This is a genomic window from Dyadobacter sediminis (assembly GCF_005860765.1).
Classification (GTDB): Bacteria; Bacteroidota; Bacteroidia; order Cytophagales; family Spirosomataceae; genus Dyadobacter; species Dyadobacter sediminis.
On the sequence record NZ_VCEI01000029.1, the window covers coordinates 92,379 to 111,623 of the forward strand.

General features: G+C 42.3%; 14 protein-coding genes. 3 read left to right on the forward strand and 11 right to left on the reverse strand.

Annotated elements, in window-relative coordinates:
• Nucleotides 1-241: 241 nt before the first annotated feature.
• Entirely contained in the window at nt 242-673 is a 432-nt protein-coding gene (locus FEM55_RS19865) for a DUF1810 domain-containing protein (protein WP_138283150.1), read from the forward strand.
• A gap of 42 nt (nt 674-715) precedes the next feature.
• Here FEM55_RS19865 and FEM55_RS19870 read toward each other — a convergent pair whose 3' ends face one another.
• From FEM55_RS19870 to FEM55_RS19905, 8 genes are all read right to left on the reverse strand, one after another.
• Entirely contained in the window at nt 716-1,324 is a 609-nt protein-coding gene (locus FEM55_RS19870) for a chemotaxis protein CheB (RefSeq protein WP_138283151.1), read from the reverse strand.
• Nucleotides 1,325-1,397: 73 nt separating this feature from the next.
• Complete coding sequence (locus FEM55_RS19875; protein ID WP_138283152.1) at nt 1,398-2,057, reverse strand: Rossmann-fold NAD(P)-binding domain-containing protein; 660 nt, start codon at nt 2,055-2,057, stop codon at nt 1,398-1,400.
• Nucleotides 2,058-2,312: 255 nt separating this feature from the next.
• Entirely contained in the window at nt 2,313-3,695 is a 1,383-nt protein-coding gene (locus FEM55_RS19880; RefSeq protein WP_229209349.1) for an alkaline phosphatase family protein, read from the reverse strand.
• Nucleotide 3,696: 1 nt separating this feature from the next.
• A complete protein-coding gene (locus tag FEM55_RS19885; protein ID WP_138283153.1) occupies nt 3,697-6,855 on the reverse strand; it encodes a TonB-dependent receptor in 3,159 nt (1,052 codons plus the stop codon).
• Between the two features lie 433 nt (nt 6,856-7,288).
• Nucleotides 7,289-7,963: a hypothetical protein gene (locus FEM55_RS19890; protein WP_138283154.1), complete on the reverse strand. Its 675-nt coding sequence runs from the start codon at nt 7,961-7,963 to the stop codon at nt 7,289-7,291.
• 11 nt (nt 7,964-7,974) lie between these two features.
• Nucleotides 7,975-8,355, reverse strand: coding sequence for a GntR family transcriptional regulator (locus tag FEM55_RS19895; RefSeq protein ID WP_138283155.1), 381 nt, complete (start codon nt 8,353-8,355; stop codon nt 7,975-7,977).
• Between the two features lie 12 nt (nt 8,356-8,367).
• Entirely contained in the window at nt 8,368-9,174 is an 807-nt protein-coding gene (locus FEM55_RS19900) for a hypothetical protein (RefSeq protein ID WP_138283156.1), read from the reverse strand.
• A 16-nt stretch (nt 9,175-9,190) separates the two neighbouring features.
• Nucleotides 9,191-10,027, reverse strand: coding sequence for an ABC transporter ATP-binding protein (locus FEM55_RS19905; RefSeq protein ID WP_138283157.1), 837 nt, complete (start codon nt 10,025-10,027; stop codon nt 9,191-9,193).
• A 160-nt stretch (nt 10,028-10,187) separates the two neighbouring features.
• Here FEM55_RS19905 and FEM55_RS25035 point away from each other — a divergent pair, with 160 nt between their 5' ends.
• The gene (locus tag FEM55_RS25035) at nt 10,188-10,418 is read left to right on the forward strand and encodes a hypothetical protein (RefSeq protein ID WP_171036616.1); all 231 of its coding nucleotides are present in this window, start codon (nt 10,188-10,190) and stop codon (nt 10,416-10,418) included.
• A gap of 434 nt (nt 10,419-10,852) precedes the next feature.
• Here the strand turns inward: FEM55_RS25035 and FEM55_RS19910 are convergent, their stop codons facing one another.
• The 3 genes from FEM55_RS19910 to FEM55_RS19920 all read right to left on the reverse strand — a co-directional run bounded on the left by FEM55_RS19910 (nt 10,853) and on the right by FEM55_RS19920 (nt 15,011).
• Nucleotides 10,853-11,275, reverse strand: coding sequence for a hypothetical protein (locus FEM55_RS19910; protein WP_138283158.1), 423 nt, complete (start codon nt 11,273-11,275; stop codon nt 10,853-10,855).
• Nucleotides 11,276-11,371: 96 nt separating this feature from the next.
• A complete protein-coding gene (locus tag FEM55_RS19915) occupies nt 11,372-12,541 on the reverse strand; it encodes a T9SS type A sorting domain-containing protein (RefSeq protein WP_138283159.1) in 1,170 nt (389 codons plus the stop codon).
• A gap of 31 nt (nt 12,542-12,572) precedes the next feature.
• A complete protein-coding gene (locus tag FEM55_RS19920) occupies nt 12,573-15,011 on the reverse strand; it encodes a hypothetical protein (RefSeq protein ID WP_138283160.1) in 2,439 nt (812 codons plus the stop codon).
• Between the two features lie 443 nt (nt 15,012-15,454).
• On the opposite strand from FEM55_RS19920, the gene FEM55_RS25515 reads away from it, so the two are divergent.
• Nucleotides 15,455-19,012: a sensor histidine kinase gene (locus FEM55_RS25515; protein ID WP_138283161.1), complete on the forward strand. Its 3,558-nt coding sequence runs from the start codon at nt 15,455-15,457 to the stop codon at nt 19,010-19,012.
• The last annotated feature ends 233 nt before the right edge of the window (nt 19,013-19,245 follow it).

Consider the following 19,245-nt stretch of genomic DNA (forward strand, 5'->3'; position numbering starts at 1 on the left):
ACAAATAATAATATTAAAAGAAAAAATTGATAATAGAAAAGATTGAACAGCCAAAATGACCAGTTATGTTATTTTCATGTATTAGTACCAAAATTCACAGAATAGTGAAATGTTGAAAGTATTTCCGGCAGAAGATTTACTTTGCCGCTTGTAAAGGTCTTAGGACATATGGTGTTCGGGAATAAATAATCAGAACAGCTATTTCATCAACCTTGTTTTTACAACTTCAAACCGGATCAAAATGAAAACAGAGCGTAACCTGAACAGGTTTTTGGAAGCACAGAACCGGGATTATTCCCAGGCACTGAGTGAGATGAAAAGCGGGAGAAAGCGAAGTCACTGGATCTGGTATATTTTCCCTCAGATACATGGACTGGGTTTCAGTTCTACGTCGGAATTTTATGCCATTACAGATCTGAATGAAGCAAACGATTACCTGCAGCATCCGGTTCTGGGAAGCAGGCTGATCGAAATTACAAAGGCAGTACTTGCACACAATGGCAAAACCGCCAATCAGATCATGGGAAGTCCCGATGACCTGAAACTGAAATCCTGTATGACTTTATTCGGTTTACTGGAAAATACAAATCCGGTGTTTCAGCAAGTTCTGGACAAATATTTCAACGGCATGCAGGACCAAAAAACACTTGCCATAATAAAAAGCGGAAATTAGGGCGCTGCTGAATTGCAGCGTTTCAAAAACAAAATGCTGTGTTCAGACGGCTTCTGCTGCTTGCAGCAGGTTGTTTTGCTCGCTCAGAAACTTCATTAAAGCAGCTGCCAGCTCTTTTGGCGAAAGAATATGTGTGGGGTGATCCATCAGAATAGCGCTCTTCGGCATGCCTGTAAACTCGGCTGTACTCGGGTCCTGAACCATCACCATGCCATCCTGCTGATGCATATGCATGGCGCCTTTTGCACCGTCCGATCCTGCTCCGGATAGGATAATACCGATCCCCATTGCCTTGACGTGATCCGCCATGGAATGAAAAAAGATGTTAACGGCCCAGTTGCTTTTATCAAGCGGATCTCGTTTGTAAACTTCCAGAAACCCGTTTTTGATGGTCATAAAACTGTTGATCGGAAGCATATAGATATGGTTCGGTTCAACCAGTTCATGGTTTGTTGCCCAGCTGACAGGAATTTCTGTATGTTTCGCAAGCATTTTATCCCGAATGCTGGCGTAATCCCTTGCAAGATGCTGAATGATAACAAACGCTACATTGGGCAAGGCCGGAATACACGAAAAGAAATCATGAAGATCTTCTGTTCCGCCGGAAGAAAAACCGATCGCTACAATATAGAATTCTGACTTCTCTTTCATAGCTTTCAGATATAGATGGATGACGAAATTACAACCCGCAACTGCTGGTATTGACTTTCTGTCTAGCTGCAAGTCAGGAATTTGCCAGCGCCACAATGTCTTTTACTTCCAGTACTTTTTTGGAATAACCTTTTCCTGCCGCTTTGATCATAGCTTTTCCTACTTCCTGCAAAGTACAAAAGCCGGATGGGAACAGTGCGCGTCCGACAGGATAAAACCAGAAAATAAGCTTGTAGTAAGATTTGATATTTTTTTGTCCCGGCATTGCTTTCATGAAGCCGGGACGGAACATGTATGCATTTTCAAAGAATTGTATCAGTGCATTTTCGGTAGCGCCTTTTACACGCGCCCACGCGATTTTTCCCTGCTCACTGCTGTCGGTACCCGCTCCTGTAACGTAACAGAAAGTCATTTCCGGATTAAGTCTGGCCAGTACTTGCCCAACGTTTAAAGTGAGATCGTAAGTAATGCGTTTGTATTCTTCTTTGCTTATGCCGACGGACGATATTCCCAGACAAAAAAAGCAGGCATTGTACCCGGCAAGCTGCGTTTCGACAGGAGCAAGATTGAAAAAATCGGAATGAATGATTTCTTTCAGCTTCGGATGCGATATGCCGCCGGGCTTTCGGTTGATAACCAGAACTTTTTCCACATCCGGATGATTCAGGCATTCCAGCAAAACGCCTTCGCCGACCATTCCTGTTGCTCCTGTAATTATTGCCTTGATTTTCATAGAAAATAGTGTTGAGTGCCTGCGTCCGGCATTTGCAATGTCTGAACTTCAAATAAGCAGGAACCGACATGTATGTCAGGCCATTTAACCTCCATATGCCTGTAAGGTATTAAATATTCCGGCCATTTTAAAAAAGTTGGATTCTTGTAAATGTTATTTGTTTTCAGACTGGTGCCATGTTGATTCAGGTTTGGATGTAAATGGCAAAAGCAGGACATATGCCCTGCTTTTGAAGTTAATTGATCAGTACGGTTGTTATTTGTCAGCAGTCAGCAATCCGGGATAAAGTGTTCCCTCGGCCGATGGAAACGGCATGTTCAGCAATTTTGCAACAAGCGGAGCAATATCCTGCAGACCCATTTCCGGAATTACGGTGCCTTGCCGGATGCCTTTGCCAAACACGACAAAACCCGTTTGTATTTCCTTGAAGTCTGGAAAAAATCCGTGTGTGCCGCCGCTTGCCGAACGTACAAGCTCGCCAGTCGCAACGCTGCTGATCGTGAAGCCTTGCTTCGGGGCAAGTGCAAGTGCGGCAGCCGGGTCGGCTCCGATCATGTCCAGCGCAGTCCGGTCTTTCACATCAAACATGCTTTTTTCCGAAACAGGAAGTTTGGCCAATGCAGCTTTCACTTTTTCCAGCGTTTGCATGTCGTTTTTGTCCTTCAGATGCAGGAACGCGGCACCGCCTGAACCATGAAAGTAAGCTTTCCAGCCTGCTTTGTTTGCCGGATCATACAAGCCTTCTTTTGCAAGGAGCACGTTAGGCGCAATAGCCGAATGAATATCCACAAAACCATGGTCACCAGTAACGATTACCGTCGTATTTTCCTTGATACCCGCCTTTTCAATTGCTTCGAGGATCGTCTTCACACCGCCATCCACGCTGCTCAATGCCGCCCGCACCTTGTCTCCGTCGCGTCCCTGTTCATGCTCGAAATGGTCCAGCGCAACAAGGTGAACAGCCAGAAAGGCCGGTTTGTACTTGCGGATAATGTAGCCGCTCATGCGTGCCAGATTGGCGTCAATACCGAGATAATCCCCGTCAAAGTCGATTTCTTCCAGCTGGCCGGTTGCCTGTTGCTGTACTTCCTTAAAAAAGCCTTTTGGCGAAGCATTTTCCGAAAGTGCATGCATCATATCACGCTTGCCACCCTTTGTTTTGGGCAAATACCAGTATTCCGGAATATTATAATCCGCCGGGCTGCCTACCGAAACGGGCCAGAATACGGATGCTGTTTTTAATCCCTGTGCCTTTGCAGCACTGAAAATAGTGGGAACCTTGATCGTCTTGTAATCCCATATCCATTTTCCGGTAACTTCCAGCGGCTCCGGCGGCGTATTGTAATGTACGCCGTGCCTGGCAGGTTTTACGCCGGTGATCATGGTTGTATGCGACGGATAAGTGACGGTCGGGAACACGCCGGTTACGCCGTCTGCATAAGCGCCCGTTTGCATCGCCTGCCGCAGATTTACCATGGACCACGAAGGATCTTTGTAAAATTCGGGCCGGAGTCCGTCGATGCTGATCAGGATCACATGCCTTTCCTGCGCCAGCAGCTGTGCGCCGGAAAGTGCCATGAACAGCCATGGAAGAATGCTTTTGCGCATGCCCGTCCACTGGTCTCGTTTCTGTATCATCTTAAAAGGCATATCGGAGGCCAAGCTGTACCTGATAAGGATTTCCGTTCAGGCTGGATACGCCCGCACCTTTATTTACATTATATACAAATCCTTCTTTGGTCTTGTCGAAACTGCGGATCGTCAGAAGATTCTGCTTGCCAAGGTTATTTCCCACACCCCAGTCTTTGTTAAGCATGTTGGCAACATTGAAAATATCAACGGATGCTTCTATGCCATGATTTTTGTAAATTCTGAAACGTTTTGCAAGCCGCAGATCGAACACACCGTAAAAGTCGTTGACACCGCCGTTACGCTCCGCCACTTTGCCGGCATTTTCACGGATGTAACGCTTGATGCTTTCTTCTGCTTCCGGATTGTCCAGAATAGCCTGGATTCCCGTACGCAGATATTCCGGTGTGGCGGTATTCGCAGGATTATACACGAAAGCAAGGTCATTGGACGATACAAAATCTCCGTTCATGTTTCCGCTTACTGCCAGCGTGTAGCGCGTTCCGCCAATTCCCGAGTAACGAAGCCCTACTGTTATGCCCCAGAAACTTGGCGCCGTTCCATAGAATACCACTTTCTGTCGGAACTGATTGTTTGCATACGACATTTTGCTCAGGTCGCGCGGATCGTCCACAACCATCTGGTCGAGGGTAGCCGTGTTGGCCACGTTACCGTTATACGAAGTGTTGTCTTTGGAGTCGTTCCACGTATAGGAAGCAGTGATTTGTCCGTCACGGAAATAGCGGTAAGTCCCGTCAATCACAACGGCATACTGGTTTTTCTTGCCTTCGCTCACCAGTTCCAGCACGCGGCCGACCTGATTTGTTTTACGGCCGCTCAGCCAGTTTGTAGCACCGTTGGTGGCATTGATGCTTGCAGCCGGAACGTACACGCCGCGGTTTGCTTCTGCTTCAATCCGGAAGAACGGTTCATCCACCATATTGCGGTCCAGATACATGTAATTGTTACGTGCCCATGATGCATATCCGCTTACCCCGATGCGCAGACGATCGCTGAAAAAGTGATTGTAAGAAAAGTTAGTCTTATAAACCACCGGTACTTTTGCATCCGGACTGTTGGTATTGATCGTGATCAGCCGCTCAATGCCCGGTATGTTAAACAGTTCCGCACCCGGCGCGGTAGAAGGATCATTGCGGTAGCTCGGGAAATTCGGTGTGGGTACAAGATCACCCTGAATTTCTACGGAAGCTACTTTGGAGCCGTCAAAAAGCATATTGTTTACCATCGAGTACGGGTTCAGTGCCGAGCCGAACACACCCGCACCAAAACGGATCACGTCCTTGCTCTGATCATTGACATCCCATGTAAACTGCACACGCGGCTGCAATTGCAAAGTATTGATTTTATTATCCGTGCGAATTTTGAGCTGATCGTAAACGACCTGGCTGAAATTGGCGCGGTTCAGGTAAGTCGTATGATCCAGGCGAAGACCGGCTGTCATTTCAAGTCCCAAACCGAGGCGGGTTTCCATTTGTGCATACAAGCCCGAGCTTAAAGAACGTACTTTCTGGCTTTCGTCCTCCGACATGTAGATTTCGCGTGCATACCGGTATGGTTTCAGGTTATTGAAGTTTTCAAGACCGGTAAAGTAAAAACGGCCGTTCATTTCGCTTCCGTAACGTGAATGCATCTGGTTGTACATCAGGTCAACGCCGAAAGTAAAGTTGATTTTTCCGGTGTTGTAGTAAAAATTATCGACAAGCTGAAGAACGTTTCCTTTAAACCATTCCGGTGAAAAACGTTGTCCGCCGATCTGAATGGAGTTGAAATAAGTGTTTGTTCCTGAAACGGATTCAACGTTCTCGACAATGGCGCGCGGAATGCCTTGTGCCGGCAGCTCATCGCTTGGAATTACAGCCACATCTTCATAAAAATGCTGCAATTTGACTTCATTCGTGATTTTCGGACTCAGGATCGTACGTAACGATGCCATGATGCTGTTGTCAAACTTTTTACGGTTGATATAGGATTCATAGAAGTTGATACCCGAATTGTCACCTTCCGAAAGCTTGTCGTCTTCACGTACAAAGTTATTGCGCAGCGTAAGCAGGTTTTTGGAGTTCAGCTGCCAGTCAATACGTGCAAATACAGCATCCGTACCTTTTCTCTTGTCAAATGCGCCGTACTGAGGTGCATCCGACATGCCGTACTTGCTGCGTGCAATGGCGCTGAATTCTTCCAGTGTTTCAGTCGTGACGCGGTTGGCCGCTACATCGGCCGGCGAGAGGTTGTTGGCAATGTAAAGCGGACGCGAGTCGGCCTGATGGTCCCATGCAACGAAGAAATGCGCCTTGTCGCGGATAATCGGCCCGCCCAGGGAGAATCCGTACTGATAAGTAGAAAACTGCTGTGTTCTTTTGTTACCGCGAAGGTCGTAAGGGCTGGAAAGCCAGTCGGTTCTGCCGAATGTGAATGCACTTCCCGAAAGCTGGTTTGTTCCTGATTTTGTTACCGTACTGATCGTACCGCCACCGGCCCGGCCCATGGTTACGTCATATTCGTTGGTTACAACTTTAAATTCGCGGATTGCTTCCATGGAAATGGAATAGGCACTCTGTGTGCTTCCGCCCGCAATAGTACCGCGGGAAGTCATGCCGTCAATCGTGTAATTGGTGGATGATGCCAGCTGGCCGCCCAGGCTGCTTCCGTTGCTAAGCGGTGACAAGTCGATGAGAGAAGTAAAATTCCGGCCGTTTACGGGTAATCTTCCGATGTCTCTTGCCGAGATCGGTGTGGAAGAGCCGAGCGTCATGACGGTATTTTTAAGAGAACTGGCTTTGATATCAACGGCCTGCAGTTCGGTAGCGTCTGTTTCCAGTGCAAAGTTGAGCCGCAACTGATCGCCCTGGTTCAATGCATAGCCGCTCTTTTTCTGCTCTCCGTATCCCACATATGAAACGCTGACGGAATAGGGCGAACCAAGCGGAAGCTGCTTGATGATGTAGTCACCGTTGATGTCCGTTACCGTACCCGCCTGAAAACCGGTGGATTCATTGCGGACAATAACCGTAGCGCCGACAATGCCCCCGGCCTTCGATTCTGATACTTTTCCTGTGATCGTCGCTTCATTGCCCTGCCCGTAAGTGCGCGGTGGAGCTGTGCATAATAAAATGCAGAGCGCAAAAAATGCGGTAATTAATCTGATCATGTTTTGTTCGTTTTTAAAAGGGATTGTAATTGGAGTGCGAAAGTAGGCACCTGATATTACCAGGACGTTAAGCGAGGGTTAATGCTGGATTAAATCGACAGAAGGGTAAAATGTGAGATGCAGCATGCGAGATATGAGAAACAAAATGTAAAAAGTGAAGTAAACGAGGAGTTGAAACAGGGTTAAAAAGAAAAGCCCGTTCCGGGGGGAACGGGCTTTTGAATGCAGACTATCTGGATTGACGGTTTATCAACTGTTGAAAAGCGGATCAGTATGGATTTGCTTCTCCGCAGAAATTTCTCTATGCTTGTTTTTATGCCCGGATGTGCCTATTCCATTTTACAGACCAACTCATGCAATTTCACAATTCCTCTGGCCATAGAAACGAAAATGCCGGTGACGTGTGCTATTGTATTTATGGTTTCCTCCGGAATTAAGGTAGTTTATGCAACAAATCTCCCGGAAGGCTTATGTGAGCCGTGCTATCCACTTTTATGTCCAATGTCCGAAATATATTTTTTTCCACAATCAATGTGCTGTTGTCCCTGACCTTGAAGCTGGCTTTTCCAAAAGAATTTCCACCATCTATTTTGCTGAGCACATCTGTATTCAAGTGGAGTTTCAAGTCTTCTATTTTGTTTTTTGAAAATTCAACGGCACCTCCGTTCATAACAATTTCCATATTTTTATTCTTCCAGCCGTTGACTTTCAAAATGGCATCGTTGGAAACAATGCGGGTCACGGATGGCGCTATAATGTAAAACGTAGGCGTTGCCCGAAGCTCGTAATCTTTCTCCGCTCCGTTTTTCTCCCAGTCTCTCAGATAAGTGAATTGTAATGTATCTCCGGTTACTTTCCATCTAAAATATTTCGGATCGGCAATTATACGCAGTTCATGGGCATTTCCCTGCTGAATCTGCGTTACCCCGAAGGTCTTTCCATTCAGTTTCAGATAGTGAAATGCTGGCAACGCTGTTTTTGAATAGCTTGCCAGAGGGTCCTTTTTGTCTATCTTGTCATATTCGGCTTTCAGGATCAGGTTGGCGCCGACGGTGATTATCAATATCAGTGCGAATAGCACCGAAAGCACAAGATTGCTGCGTTTCATAGTTAAAGGATTTAAGTTGTGACCGGGAAAGTTTCTGCAATGAACTTTGTATACAGTGAACTGAATTCTTCCATGCTGATATCAAGCAAATAGAGCGTCCGGAAAACATCGGGCAATTCAGTCTCGAGAAAACGTTCTTTACGGTAAACAAGGATTTTACCTGCGGCATTTTCATCTGCCGAATAGCCGATTCCTCTTTTATTGAATATGATTTCCTTGTTCTGAAGAAATTCGTAAGTCCGCATAACAGTATTGGGGTTAACTTCCATCATGGCTGCGAGATCCCGGATAGAAGGAATCCGTTCTCCAGGCGGCCATTTTCCGAGTAATATCTGTTCACAGATATAGTCTGCTATCTGAAGATATATCGACTGTTTATCTTTAAATTCCATTTCTGACTTTTTTTAGATCTCCTTTTCTCTCAGCCGGAGATAAGTGGCAAACCATAATACAAGTACAATCCATGCGGGAAACAACTGAATGAATGTATATACATTCTCCGGCAACTTTACCTGATAAAATTCAGTAACCCTGCGGCCTGCATCAGCGTCAGGATAAAGCCAGATGCTCCATCCTGTAATAGGAAATGCAACCAGTTTGGAAGGGAACGATGTAAGATAATAACCCAGGCCAATGTGCAGCAGACCAATTGCCAGAAAACTTCCGATGACAATCGCTGCCGTTTTCAGGTAAGATGCTTTGGTAAAATAAAGCGAACCCAGGAATACAAATGCGTGAATCAGGAAATAATACTGAAAGGCATATTGCAGAACAAACTCCGGAATCCTGTTGAATTTAGGTCCGCCCGCGGGTAAATGCGCATTGGCATACGCGATCGTTCCGTAATGCAACTTCCAGAAAATAATCACAAAAGGAATGATGAAAACAAGGTTAAGCAATAATGCGGACAAGAATTTCTCGATTCTTGAAGCAGGAACCATAATGGCAGCAATTCCGGTTGATGGCGCTGCATATTGGGTAAAAGCGCTGCTGGTGTACAGACTGGTACCAAAAAGTACAATCATGAATAACGCCAGAATGTGAAGTAGTTCCTTCATATTGTTGTACTGCGTCGATAAACCTACCGGCAGCATGAGCAAAACCAGCAGAGCCAGCAAGAGAGCAGCTGTGAAAAGATACGTTTTCCCTTTTTCGGCAACATCGAACCGCAGCATCAATGTAAACCGGTGAATGTTAAATGTCTGGTTCATCCTATTAACTTTCTGACTAATCATTAAATAGTTTCTGAATACGCGCGGGGTTCTCCATAACAGCATTAAACAGTTGTTCCAGATCAATACGGCTTTCCACTTGTTCCGAATTTTCAAAAACAGCTTTATAGCCGCGAATGGAAGGTTCTGAGTACAAAACCCGTTTATCCAGTTCCACATGGCTTAGGTTGCCAAAACACAAACGTTCCGTTACAGTATCCAGACTATGGCGAAGCAATATCCTGCTGTTTTCCAGAATGATGACTGCATCGATCAAGTTATCCAGATCCCGGACCTGATGCGTTGAAATGAGGATCAGCCTGTTTTTGTCCAGAGCCGAGGATACCAGTTTCCTGAACTGGCTTTTGGAAGGAATATCCAGCCCGTTGGTTGGCTCATCCATAATCAAAACCTTTGTATTGGCAGCCAGCGCAAAGGCAATCAGAAACTTCTTCTTCTGACCGAATGAAATGTTGGTTAGTTTGTTACTTTCCGGAATGTCCAGTTCGGTAATATCCTGCCTGAATTGCTGTTCATCGAATTTCGGATAAAAAGGAGCAAGCATTTCCAGGTATTTGTCAATAGTCACAGACGGAAGATAGATTTCTTCGGGAATAAAGAATACATCCTGCAAGAAGTCGGGTTGACGTTTGCCCGGTACTTTTCCACCAACATGGATATTGCCATCCAGTGGAAACAGCAATCCGGCCATGATCCTCAATAAGCTGGATTTCCCTGCACCATTTTTCCCCAGAAGCCCATAGATATGGCCCGGCTCCAGATGCAGTGTCAGATTCTCAAACAGTTTTTTTTGCTTGCTGTATCCAAAAGATACCTGGTCAAAATAAATCATAAATCCCGAAATTTAGTGTTCTAGTTAAATAGTACACTGTAAACATACTGATTTATTACTTTAAATCCATTTTTCTCCACAAATTTTAACTTTATATGTTTTTTCCATTGAGCGGCTGAAAAAGCAGCCACTAGCATTTGTGGAGAAGACTGGATTGCGGATGGAAAGAGAAGAAAGTCACTGGATCAACCCGTCCGGCCATGCAGTTATCGGATTTACGATAACCTGTAATGCTGGCGTACCAAGTGGAACGACATGCAATATTACAGCATCAATTACTCCGAATTCCGGTGGTGATATAAACTTTGTAGCAGATCAGCTCTTTGACAACAGAAAAATTCAGATCCTACCTGTGGCAATCCGCCGTACAATCGATAGTTTTAGCCGGTAATTCCCGGCAATTCACGCTAGACAGTTACTAAAAAGATAAGACGTAGTAGCTGTGGTGAATAAGCTAAAAGCAGTAAGTTCAGCAGTGCTCAATCGGATTCATCAAGGCGGCTTGGCAGTGGATAATGGCAGTAAATTTAATTTCCAAAAATTTGGATAAATTATACGATGATGACCAAGTTACGCTAGACTTTTCCAGACCTGAGAAACCTACTGGTAAACCCATTCATAAAATCTTTAAACAGCAAATTATGATCTGCCCTGTTGCAGACGAGCCACTGAAAAATAGAATTTTTCAGTGGCTCGTTTAGTCGTTAAGGTCAAAGGTCAACAGCCATGATAAAATATTTGCAACCGATTTGGGCACGGATTCCAAAATACAAGTAAGGCCAAAGCAAACTGTACTTGCCTTGGCCTTACTGAACTATAAACCTTTTACTTTTTTCGGGTAAGTATGAGTTTATCAATTCCTTCCATGTCAAAGACTACTTTTTCACAGGTATTGGTTAATACGGGAAATGTATAGCTCCCTGCTGTCTGATTGTTGTATTTGCTTGTTAAAAAGATAGAATCATTTTGTATTTTCCAAGCATTAACAGGTGAATTATCAGTTCCGAAAAGCAATCCGTTGCTTTCCGTATACGATCCGTCACTTTTAAATTCCAGCACATACTTGGTTCCTTCATCGGACATCAATAATGCATCCCACAATCCAATCAGGTTTTTTTCAACTGAAGGTGCTACACAAACAGCGTCCTTATCCTTTTTGTCACAAGCTACGAACAATGCGGATAAAAGCAGTGCGAAGAAAAGAAGATGCGGCCTTCTTACTTCCTGCCGTTTTAAGTTTTTCTTCATATCATTATTTATGGCCAGAAGAGCAACAGGGATTCGTTTTCAATGCCTGTTGCTCTAATATATTATTACCTAATTGCTTGATATTCTTGGTAGTTGTTATTTTGCCAGTACAATTTTATAACTATTTGTGACCTGACTTTTCTCAGTAACTTTTACAATGTACGTTCCGGCAGCAAAATGCTTTGTATTGATTGTTTGAACAGGCGCGGCACCGGAACTGTACACTTCCAGTCCATTCGCGTTCAGGATTTGAACTCCTGTAACCTTATTCCAGTTTGACGACAGGATATTGAGCTGATCGGAAACAGGATTCGGATATACGGAAACATTTGGCCTGATATCAAAGTTTAAGCTTTGAATTTTACTGAATGCACTGCTTCCGTCTTTATCAATCATATGAAGGCGGTATAAATTCAATCCATTAACCGGCTCGTTGTCTCTGGCTTCATAATGCACCGATTCTTTACTTTCTCCTTTCGCTGTTACCGTTGCTATGGTTTTCCATATTTCTCCATTTGTACTATGCTGAACATCAAACTTTTCACTATTGACTTCTTCAGTTGTCACCCAGGTTAACAAAGCAGACTTTTCTTCTTTCACAGCATCAAAAGAAACAAGTTGTACAGGAAGTGGAACATTCAGGTTATCTGTTCCAACAATGTTCTGACTGTTACCGCTCAAATCTCCCCACTTTGATCCGCTCAGACCCGTTCCAAAACCTGATTCCTGACATCTGAGCTGGATTTTAGCGCCATTTGCAACGGTACCAATAACTACGTTAGGGCCAAAAGTTGCCTTAACCGAAGCAACTTTTACAGGTTCCACGGTCAATGGCGCATTATCTTTTGTACGTGTGAAAGTGTACTTAAACTTGGCATCATAGCCAGCTGGCAAATTTCCTTGCACATTCAATTGTGCCTGGACAGTTTGAATCTGATCACTTTCTTTTACCCCTGAATTAGTTATTGTCGGAACCGGACCTGTGGTTCCGTCAGTTCCAAAATCAACATCCCAGGCGACATCTACACTTTGTAAGCCAAATTCAGTACCATTGGCAGCCAAGTAATCTACATAGGCCTGACTTACGGACATATAAATATCAAAGCTTACGGATGGTATAACATCGGTGCTTGTAACAACATTCTTTGCATTAAAGAATAGATGAGGCCCGGGAGCCAGGTTGTCAATCGGTGTTTTTTGTGCAAGGCATAAGCTTGTCACAAACAGGAAATACAAGCTTGTAACTGTTCTAAAAGTCCTTCTCATAGTATTAAGATCTAGATGTATATAGTGTGGATTAGTAGTTTAATATTGTAGAATACGGTGAAATACCGTTGTTAAAAAACAGAATATTCAGGTCTGTGACATCTATACCGCCGTCCATGTTGAGGTCTTCCCGGATGTAGACATCAAAGGGAGCACTGGTATTACTAAAAAATAGGGTATTATAATCCGTTGCATCTATCCCCATATCAAGTACGTCATTCACATCACCGGCCCACATACACCAGACTCCATTTACTTGAATCATCTGTGCCGGATCATTCCCTGTATTGCTTGCCTGAAGCAGGGACGTAGTAAAATCATAGGCTACAGACTTATTAGTAAAGTTGAGCGCATTGCTCATGACCGGTACGTGATTTCTATGCTTTACAACTACCCTTACAGGTATGGACTGAAAAGAAAAAATCGGCTCTCTTCCTTCCATATCAACGATCTTTCCATTTGTTTTCAACAACAAGTTTTTTGCTTCCAACAGGAAATGTGGGTCCAGTCCATTGCGAATTTCTACACGAACCCAATCCACAACTGTTCCTGCTACACCCTGTACATTGTAAATATCATCGTAGGTACTGCTTCCATCATATGGATCTGAAACAGGCAATAATCCTGTACCATCCGGAAAGTAAGTCTGAAGCTGATTATGCATGGTATCAGCCTGCATTGCGCCTTGTAAAAACACCTTTGCATTTAAAGTGATTTGTGTAGGAGCAATATCACATCTTGACAGTTGTACATCCAGCTTGGAAGTAGATGTCACTGTTTGAAAGCAGCTTGTATTTGTGTTAAAGAAAAAAGGATAGTAAGATCCATTGGTACTGACCGCCGCCGGATTCTTAACCTGTGCTCCGCTGTGTGCGTTATTTTGGTACCATACTACTTTCCAGTCAGCGGGAACCGTACTTGCTATTGACTTTGTAAGGTCCACTGCCGTACTTGGACATTCATTATTAATTGTAACCGAATTCAATTGTACTTGCGCTTCGGGCACTATGCCCACACTGACAGTAAAACCGGATTGTACCGTTTTGTAACATTGATTTACAACATCGTATAAAAATGGATAATAGTTACCGGCTCCAACTGCGGTTGGATCAGTAACAGATGTTCCCTGATGATCCTTGTTTGTAAACCAGCGTACTTCAGTTCCAGCAGGTATGGTGCCATCGATCATTCCAGTCAGGTTTGCTTTTTCAGTTGGGCACAGTTTAGTTATTGTGCTGCCTTTTAATGCTACTTGCTCCTGAATCGGTATGTTTACTACTACTTTCGATGTGGAATTGTTAGTAAAAAAACAGCCATTATCCGGATCTTTGAAAAAAGCGTAATATGTGCCTGCACCAACAGATTCCGGATTGCTAATCTGAGTACCTACATGTCCCGGGGTCTTGTACCACACTACGGGATAAGTACTGGTATGGGTTGTATTAAGATCAGCAGTAGTGCCTGCACACTTGTTTACAATGGAAGATAAAGTTATATCAACTTGTTGTTCAGGTTTAAAAGTCACTGTTATCCCGGCAGTAGAATTGTCAGTATTGTAACACCCTGCGACAGAGTCGTAAAAGAAGTAATAATATTTTCCACTTTTAGATACCGTTTTTACCTGATTTCCGGTGTGGTTGGGATTATCAAAGATTCTGACTTCAAAGCCCGGAAGTGGATTTTTTGGAGTTCCCTGAGGAATAGCATTCAAATACTTAATATCCGTAAGATCTAAGGTCGATCCAAAGCATGGTTCAACAGCTAGTGTTGATAAGGAAATTTGTTTCTTAGTGGCACTACATACCGGTTCGATACCTACAACATCCAGATTTACAACTCCGGGAGAATCAGTAACTCCAACACCTGAAATAGTAAAACTTGCAGAATCAGAATTTGCTGTAAATGTAAGACTATCCGGAATCCACTCATCTGCATTTGTACCTCCTCCGAAATAATAATTTTTGAAAACAGAACCAGTCTGAGCAAGAGGCTGATCAGATGGCCGGGCTTCAACCTTGGCACTTTGCACATACCATGATAAATCCATTTTATAATTTCCGATACCGTAATATTGAAAGTTATACTGGACCTTGGCAGCACTTATATAATATTCAATCTTGTAAGAGTGATTGCTTACTAAGCCTTTAATCATTGTCTTTGATGTGGCCGGAGAAAAATTGGTTGTGTTGTTATCAATGGACATGAAATTGGTATGCCCGGATGGAGATGTAGGTAATTGAGGAATGAAATTGTAATAGTACCACTCATTTGCAGAAGGGTGAATACCCTTTCCATAAACAAACTTGTTAGATACATTGTGTCCTTTTTTCGTTCCGTAAAGCCCAGTCCAGCCGGGAGGAAGACACTCGGTACAATTATCAATTGTATGGGTTCCCGGTAAAGTTTGCGCCTGAAGTATGCCGAGACTAAACAACAGCAACGTAAGTGTGTATAGAAACTGTATTTTCATAGTGTAAATTTTGGTAAATAGTTATTCATCAAATTGATGGTCAGAGGCTGTGTTTAAATGTTGCTTTACTGCTTTTGTTTCATCGTACATGTTGATTTGAATGTGATAATAAAGTTCATGGATAATAGATGACAAAGTGCCACTAAGCATTTATACGATGCTAAAAGTGCAGCTTAATCATATATTTTAAAATAAAGAATGACCCAGTGACATCTTCGGGTTACCGAACGGTAAATAGAAAATTCGACATGTGACTTTTTTGAAAGTCTCCGTCAAAAGGAGGCAAATGTGAAATACATTGTTTGGAAAAGCAGTACGAAACTATTGAATGACAATCCTTTAAATAACCTGAAAACACCTTTTAATAAGTAATTCCTTGCTAATATTTATTTATTTGAGAATTATATCCCAGGTTTTCTATACTGGTTTAATCTCAACGAATAATGATACGCAAGGCTCTTATATACTTACTGTTGCTTCTTTCATTTACAAGCACTTCTGCACAATTTGTTTTTCAGAACATACGTGAGGAAGACGGGCTCAGTGCAAAGGAAGTCCGCAGCCTGTACAGTGATAAAGACGGTTTTTTGTGGATTGGAACAACAAATGGCCTGAATCGCTTTGACGGTGCATCAGTAAAGCAGTATATGGGGTTCAGAAATGAAAAAAATATTTTCATTACCTCCATCCTGCCGCTATCCAGTAACAAAGAACTTATGCTTGGAACAAATAATGGAATTGCAATTTTCAATAAACTAACCGGAGAATTTTACAGAAATAAAAACTTTACAAACATCGAAAATGAAATAATATTAGCCATCAGGACAGATCACAAAAACAGAACATGGATTTTAACAAGCAAAGCGGTTTTTTTATATGCAAACAGCAAATTGAATGAAGCAAAAGCAGTAATACCTTCTGCCAGGGTTATCCGGAACAGACAATTTTCATCACTGGCCTTTATCTGGGACCCGCATCGGAAAGGGTTCTGGCTTGGAGGTTCCAACACTTATTTTATAGATTGTGCCAAAGACATTGTGTTTAGCAAAGAGTATAATCCCTCGGAAATTCCTGTTCTGAAGCAGTCTGAAGTCTTTGCTATTGCCGTTGATAAACGCGCTGATGTATGGTACGGAAGTGACAAAGAATCATCTCTAAGCTTTTGGAATCATAAAACAAATCAGGTTACAACTTATTACGAACTGGATGGCATTAACTTAAATGGATTTAACAACATTTTCATTGACAGTAAAGAGCGAATCTGGGTTTCAACTTATCTGTTTGCCGGCTTTCTTAAAGTTCCGGGACAGCCATTCAGGAAAATTCCTTACAGTCAAAACCAGAAGTATTCAGTTGGCTACGGCTTTTTCAACGAAGCTATTGAAGACCCCGAAGGAAATGTATGGCTTGGAACCATCAATGGGGTAAGCAAAAATCCTGTTATTGCTCCTTTGCAGGCTATTTATGAACTGCCAAGTTTCAAAAGTTTTTTAGAAACCGGTTTTTCGCATGCTAATTCCATTGTTATAGATGGTCAGTATTTAATTGCATGCAAGGCAGATGGAATCATCAAGTATAATATGGTCACACGTAAACATGAAAGGTATGCCGTAACGAAGAAAAAGAAATTAATCCGGAATCTGTTCGATAAAGCCGTTAAATTAAATGAAACATGGTGGTTTGCTGGATATGATGGCATTTACACTCTTCATGAAAAATCCCTGAAAAGACTGAAAGAAGTAAAACAGGCACCGGCTTCTTTTATTTTTACAGACAATGAAGGAAATATGTGGTTTCAGATATGGAACGATGCTATATACAGGTATAATCCTAAAACTAAAAAATACATCCGTTTTGATGGCAAAAATCCCAGATACGGACTTTTCAATTATGATAACGCAACAGGTTATCTGGTTACGAAAAAGGGTGACGTTCTTTTTGCTATGAAGGGAGTTGGAATTCTAAAATTTCATAATGCTACCGAACAATTGTTTGTCAATAAAATAGTAAATGCAAATGATTTTGAAATTTTATCTAGTTCTATGTTAGAAGACGAAACAGGTAATATATGGCTAGGTATCAAAGACAGAGGAATTATCAAAATCAATCAACAGGGTGTACTTCTTGACAGTATAAATACCCGTAACGGGTTGCCATCGGATAATGTAAATAGCATTACCATGGATGGAAGAGGTTTTATATGGGCTGCAACTCGTGAAGGATTGGTGTTTTTTAATCCTGTCACGAAAGAAGTAACCAACGTTGATATTGATTTTGGAAAAACCTTACAGAATTACTGGAACTATGTAACATTCTCCAATGGTAAAATTTATCTGGTCATGCTGGATCAGGTTGTGGCGATCAATCCGTATCTGTTCTCCAGAATTTCAGTTAAAAAGCCTCCGCATATTACTTCTGTCCGGATATTTGAAAAAGAGCACATATTCAACCCAAAAGAAGTTCTTCAGCTGGAACCGGAACAGAACTATATCCGATTTCAGTATTCATCGCTCAATCACAGGGATATCCCTTCTCTTCAGTATAGTTACCAATTAAAAGGAATTGACAAAAAATGGATCAATTCCGGCAGGTCTTTAGTTGCGGCATACAACAGCATCCCTCCTGGTAAGTATATTTTTAAAGTTCGCAGTACAGATGCAAATGGTAAATGGATGAAAACAGCAACTACATTGCAAGTTACTATATTACCCCACTGGTGGCAGACATGGTGGTTCCTGGCCATATTGGCTGTTCTTGTTGCCATTTCGCTAGGCGTATGGTACCGGCATTATTTACGTAACAGGCAAAAACAGATTATTGATAGTACCATCAATTATTTTATTGATTCTATTTATGGTGGAAATACAGTGAATGAAATTTGCTGGGATATAGCACGAACATGTACTACCGAATTCTACTTTGAAGACTGCTCAGTATTCTTGTTTAACAGGAAAAAAAATTTAATCGTACAGAATTCATTTTATGGATTAAACAATACAAAAGTCCAGGAACTGACAAACCCTCTTGAATTTAAAACAGGTCAAGGAATTGTAGGAACGGTAGCGGAAGAAAAGAAACCGATTGTTGTTCCGGATACTTCCAAAGACGAGCGCTACATTGCTGTCGATCGATCAAAAAGATCTGAAATATGTATTCCTATTTTACATGAGGGAAAACTGTTAGGCGTAATTGATTCGGAGCACAGCCATAAAAATTTCTTTAACAAAGAACATGTTCGTGCCCTTGTAGCTATTGCTTCTATCAGCGCCAGTAAAATTGCCGAAGCACAGATTCGGGAAGAGGCACTGGATAAGGAAAGAATGCTATCGGAGATTAATAGAATGCTGGCTGACAGCCAGTTGATGGCCCTAAGAGCACAAATGAACCCACACTTTGTATTTAACTGCCTGAACAGTATTCAGGAATGCATTATTACCGAAAAGTACCCTGAAGCAAGCCGATACCTGAACAAATTCTCCAAATTATTCCGGATGGTGCTGAGTAATTCAGACAAAAACCTGATTACGATTAAAGAGGAAGAAGATGTGCTGCATCTTTATCTGCAACTGGAACAAATGCGTTTTGATAACAGCTTCTCTTACGAGATTTTAGTTGATGATGAACTGGAAACTGAAGATATTGTCCTTCCTTCCATGCTTTTGCAGCCTTATGTCGAAAATGCTTTATGGCACGGTCTGATGCATAAAAACGGAGACAGGAAGCTAACCATTTCATTTACCAAAATCAATGAAGAAATATTTGAATGCAGAATTGAAGACAACGGAATTGGAAGAAAGAAATCTTTTGAAATAAAAGAATATGTAAGCAAAGCAAAACGTCATAAATCAAAAGGACTGCAGATTTCAAAGGACCGGCTTGACATTTTACAAAAACAAGGCCAGCATGCTGCTCTTCACATTGTGGATAAGTATGATGATGAAGGAAATGCACTCGGTACTTTAATCATTATTGAGCTTTCTACACTAATGGAAGATATATGAGATCACTCAATGCTGGCAATTCCTTCTTTCGTTATTGATTCTTTCAATTTACCGGATTTAAAAAAGCGATTTTCTGAAAATATCTAATTACGTATATTGCTAATAGTAAGTCTGAAATTCTGATAAGTATAAGTTTCCCGCAATGGCTGTTACGGGAAACCTATACTTATAAAGCCACTTAGTTCAATCTAAGTAAATAAATGCCTACGCTGTAAAATTGCGAAGGCAAAATC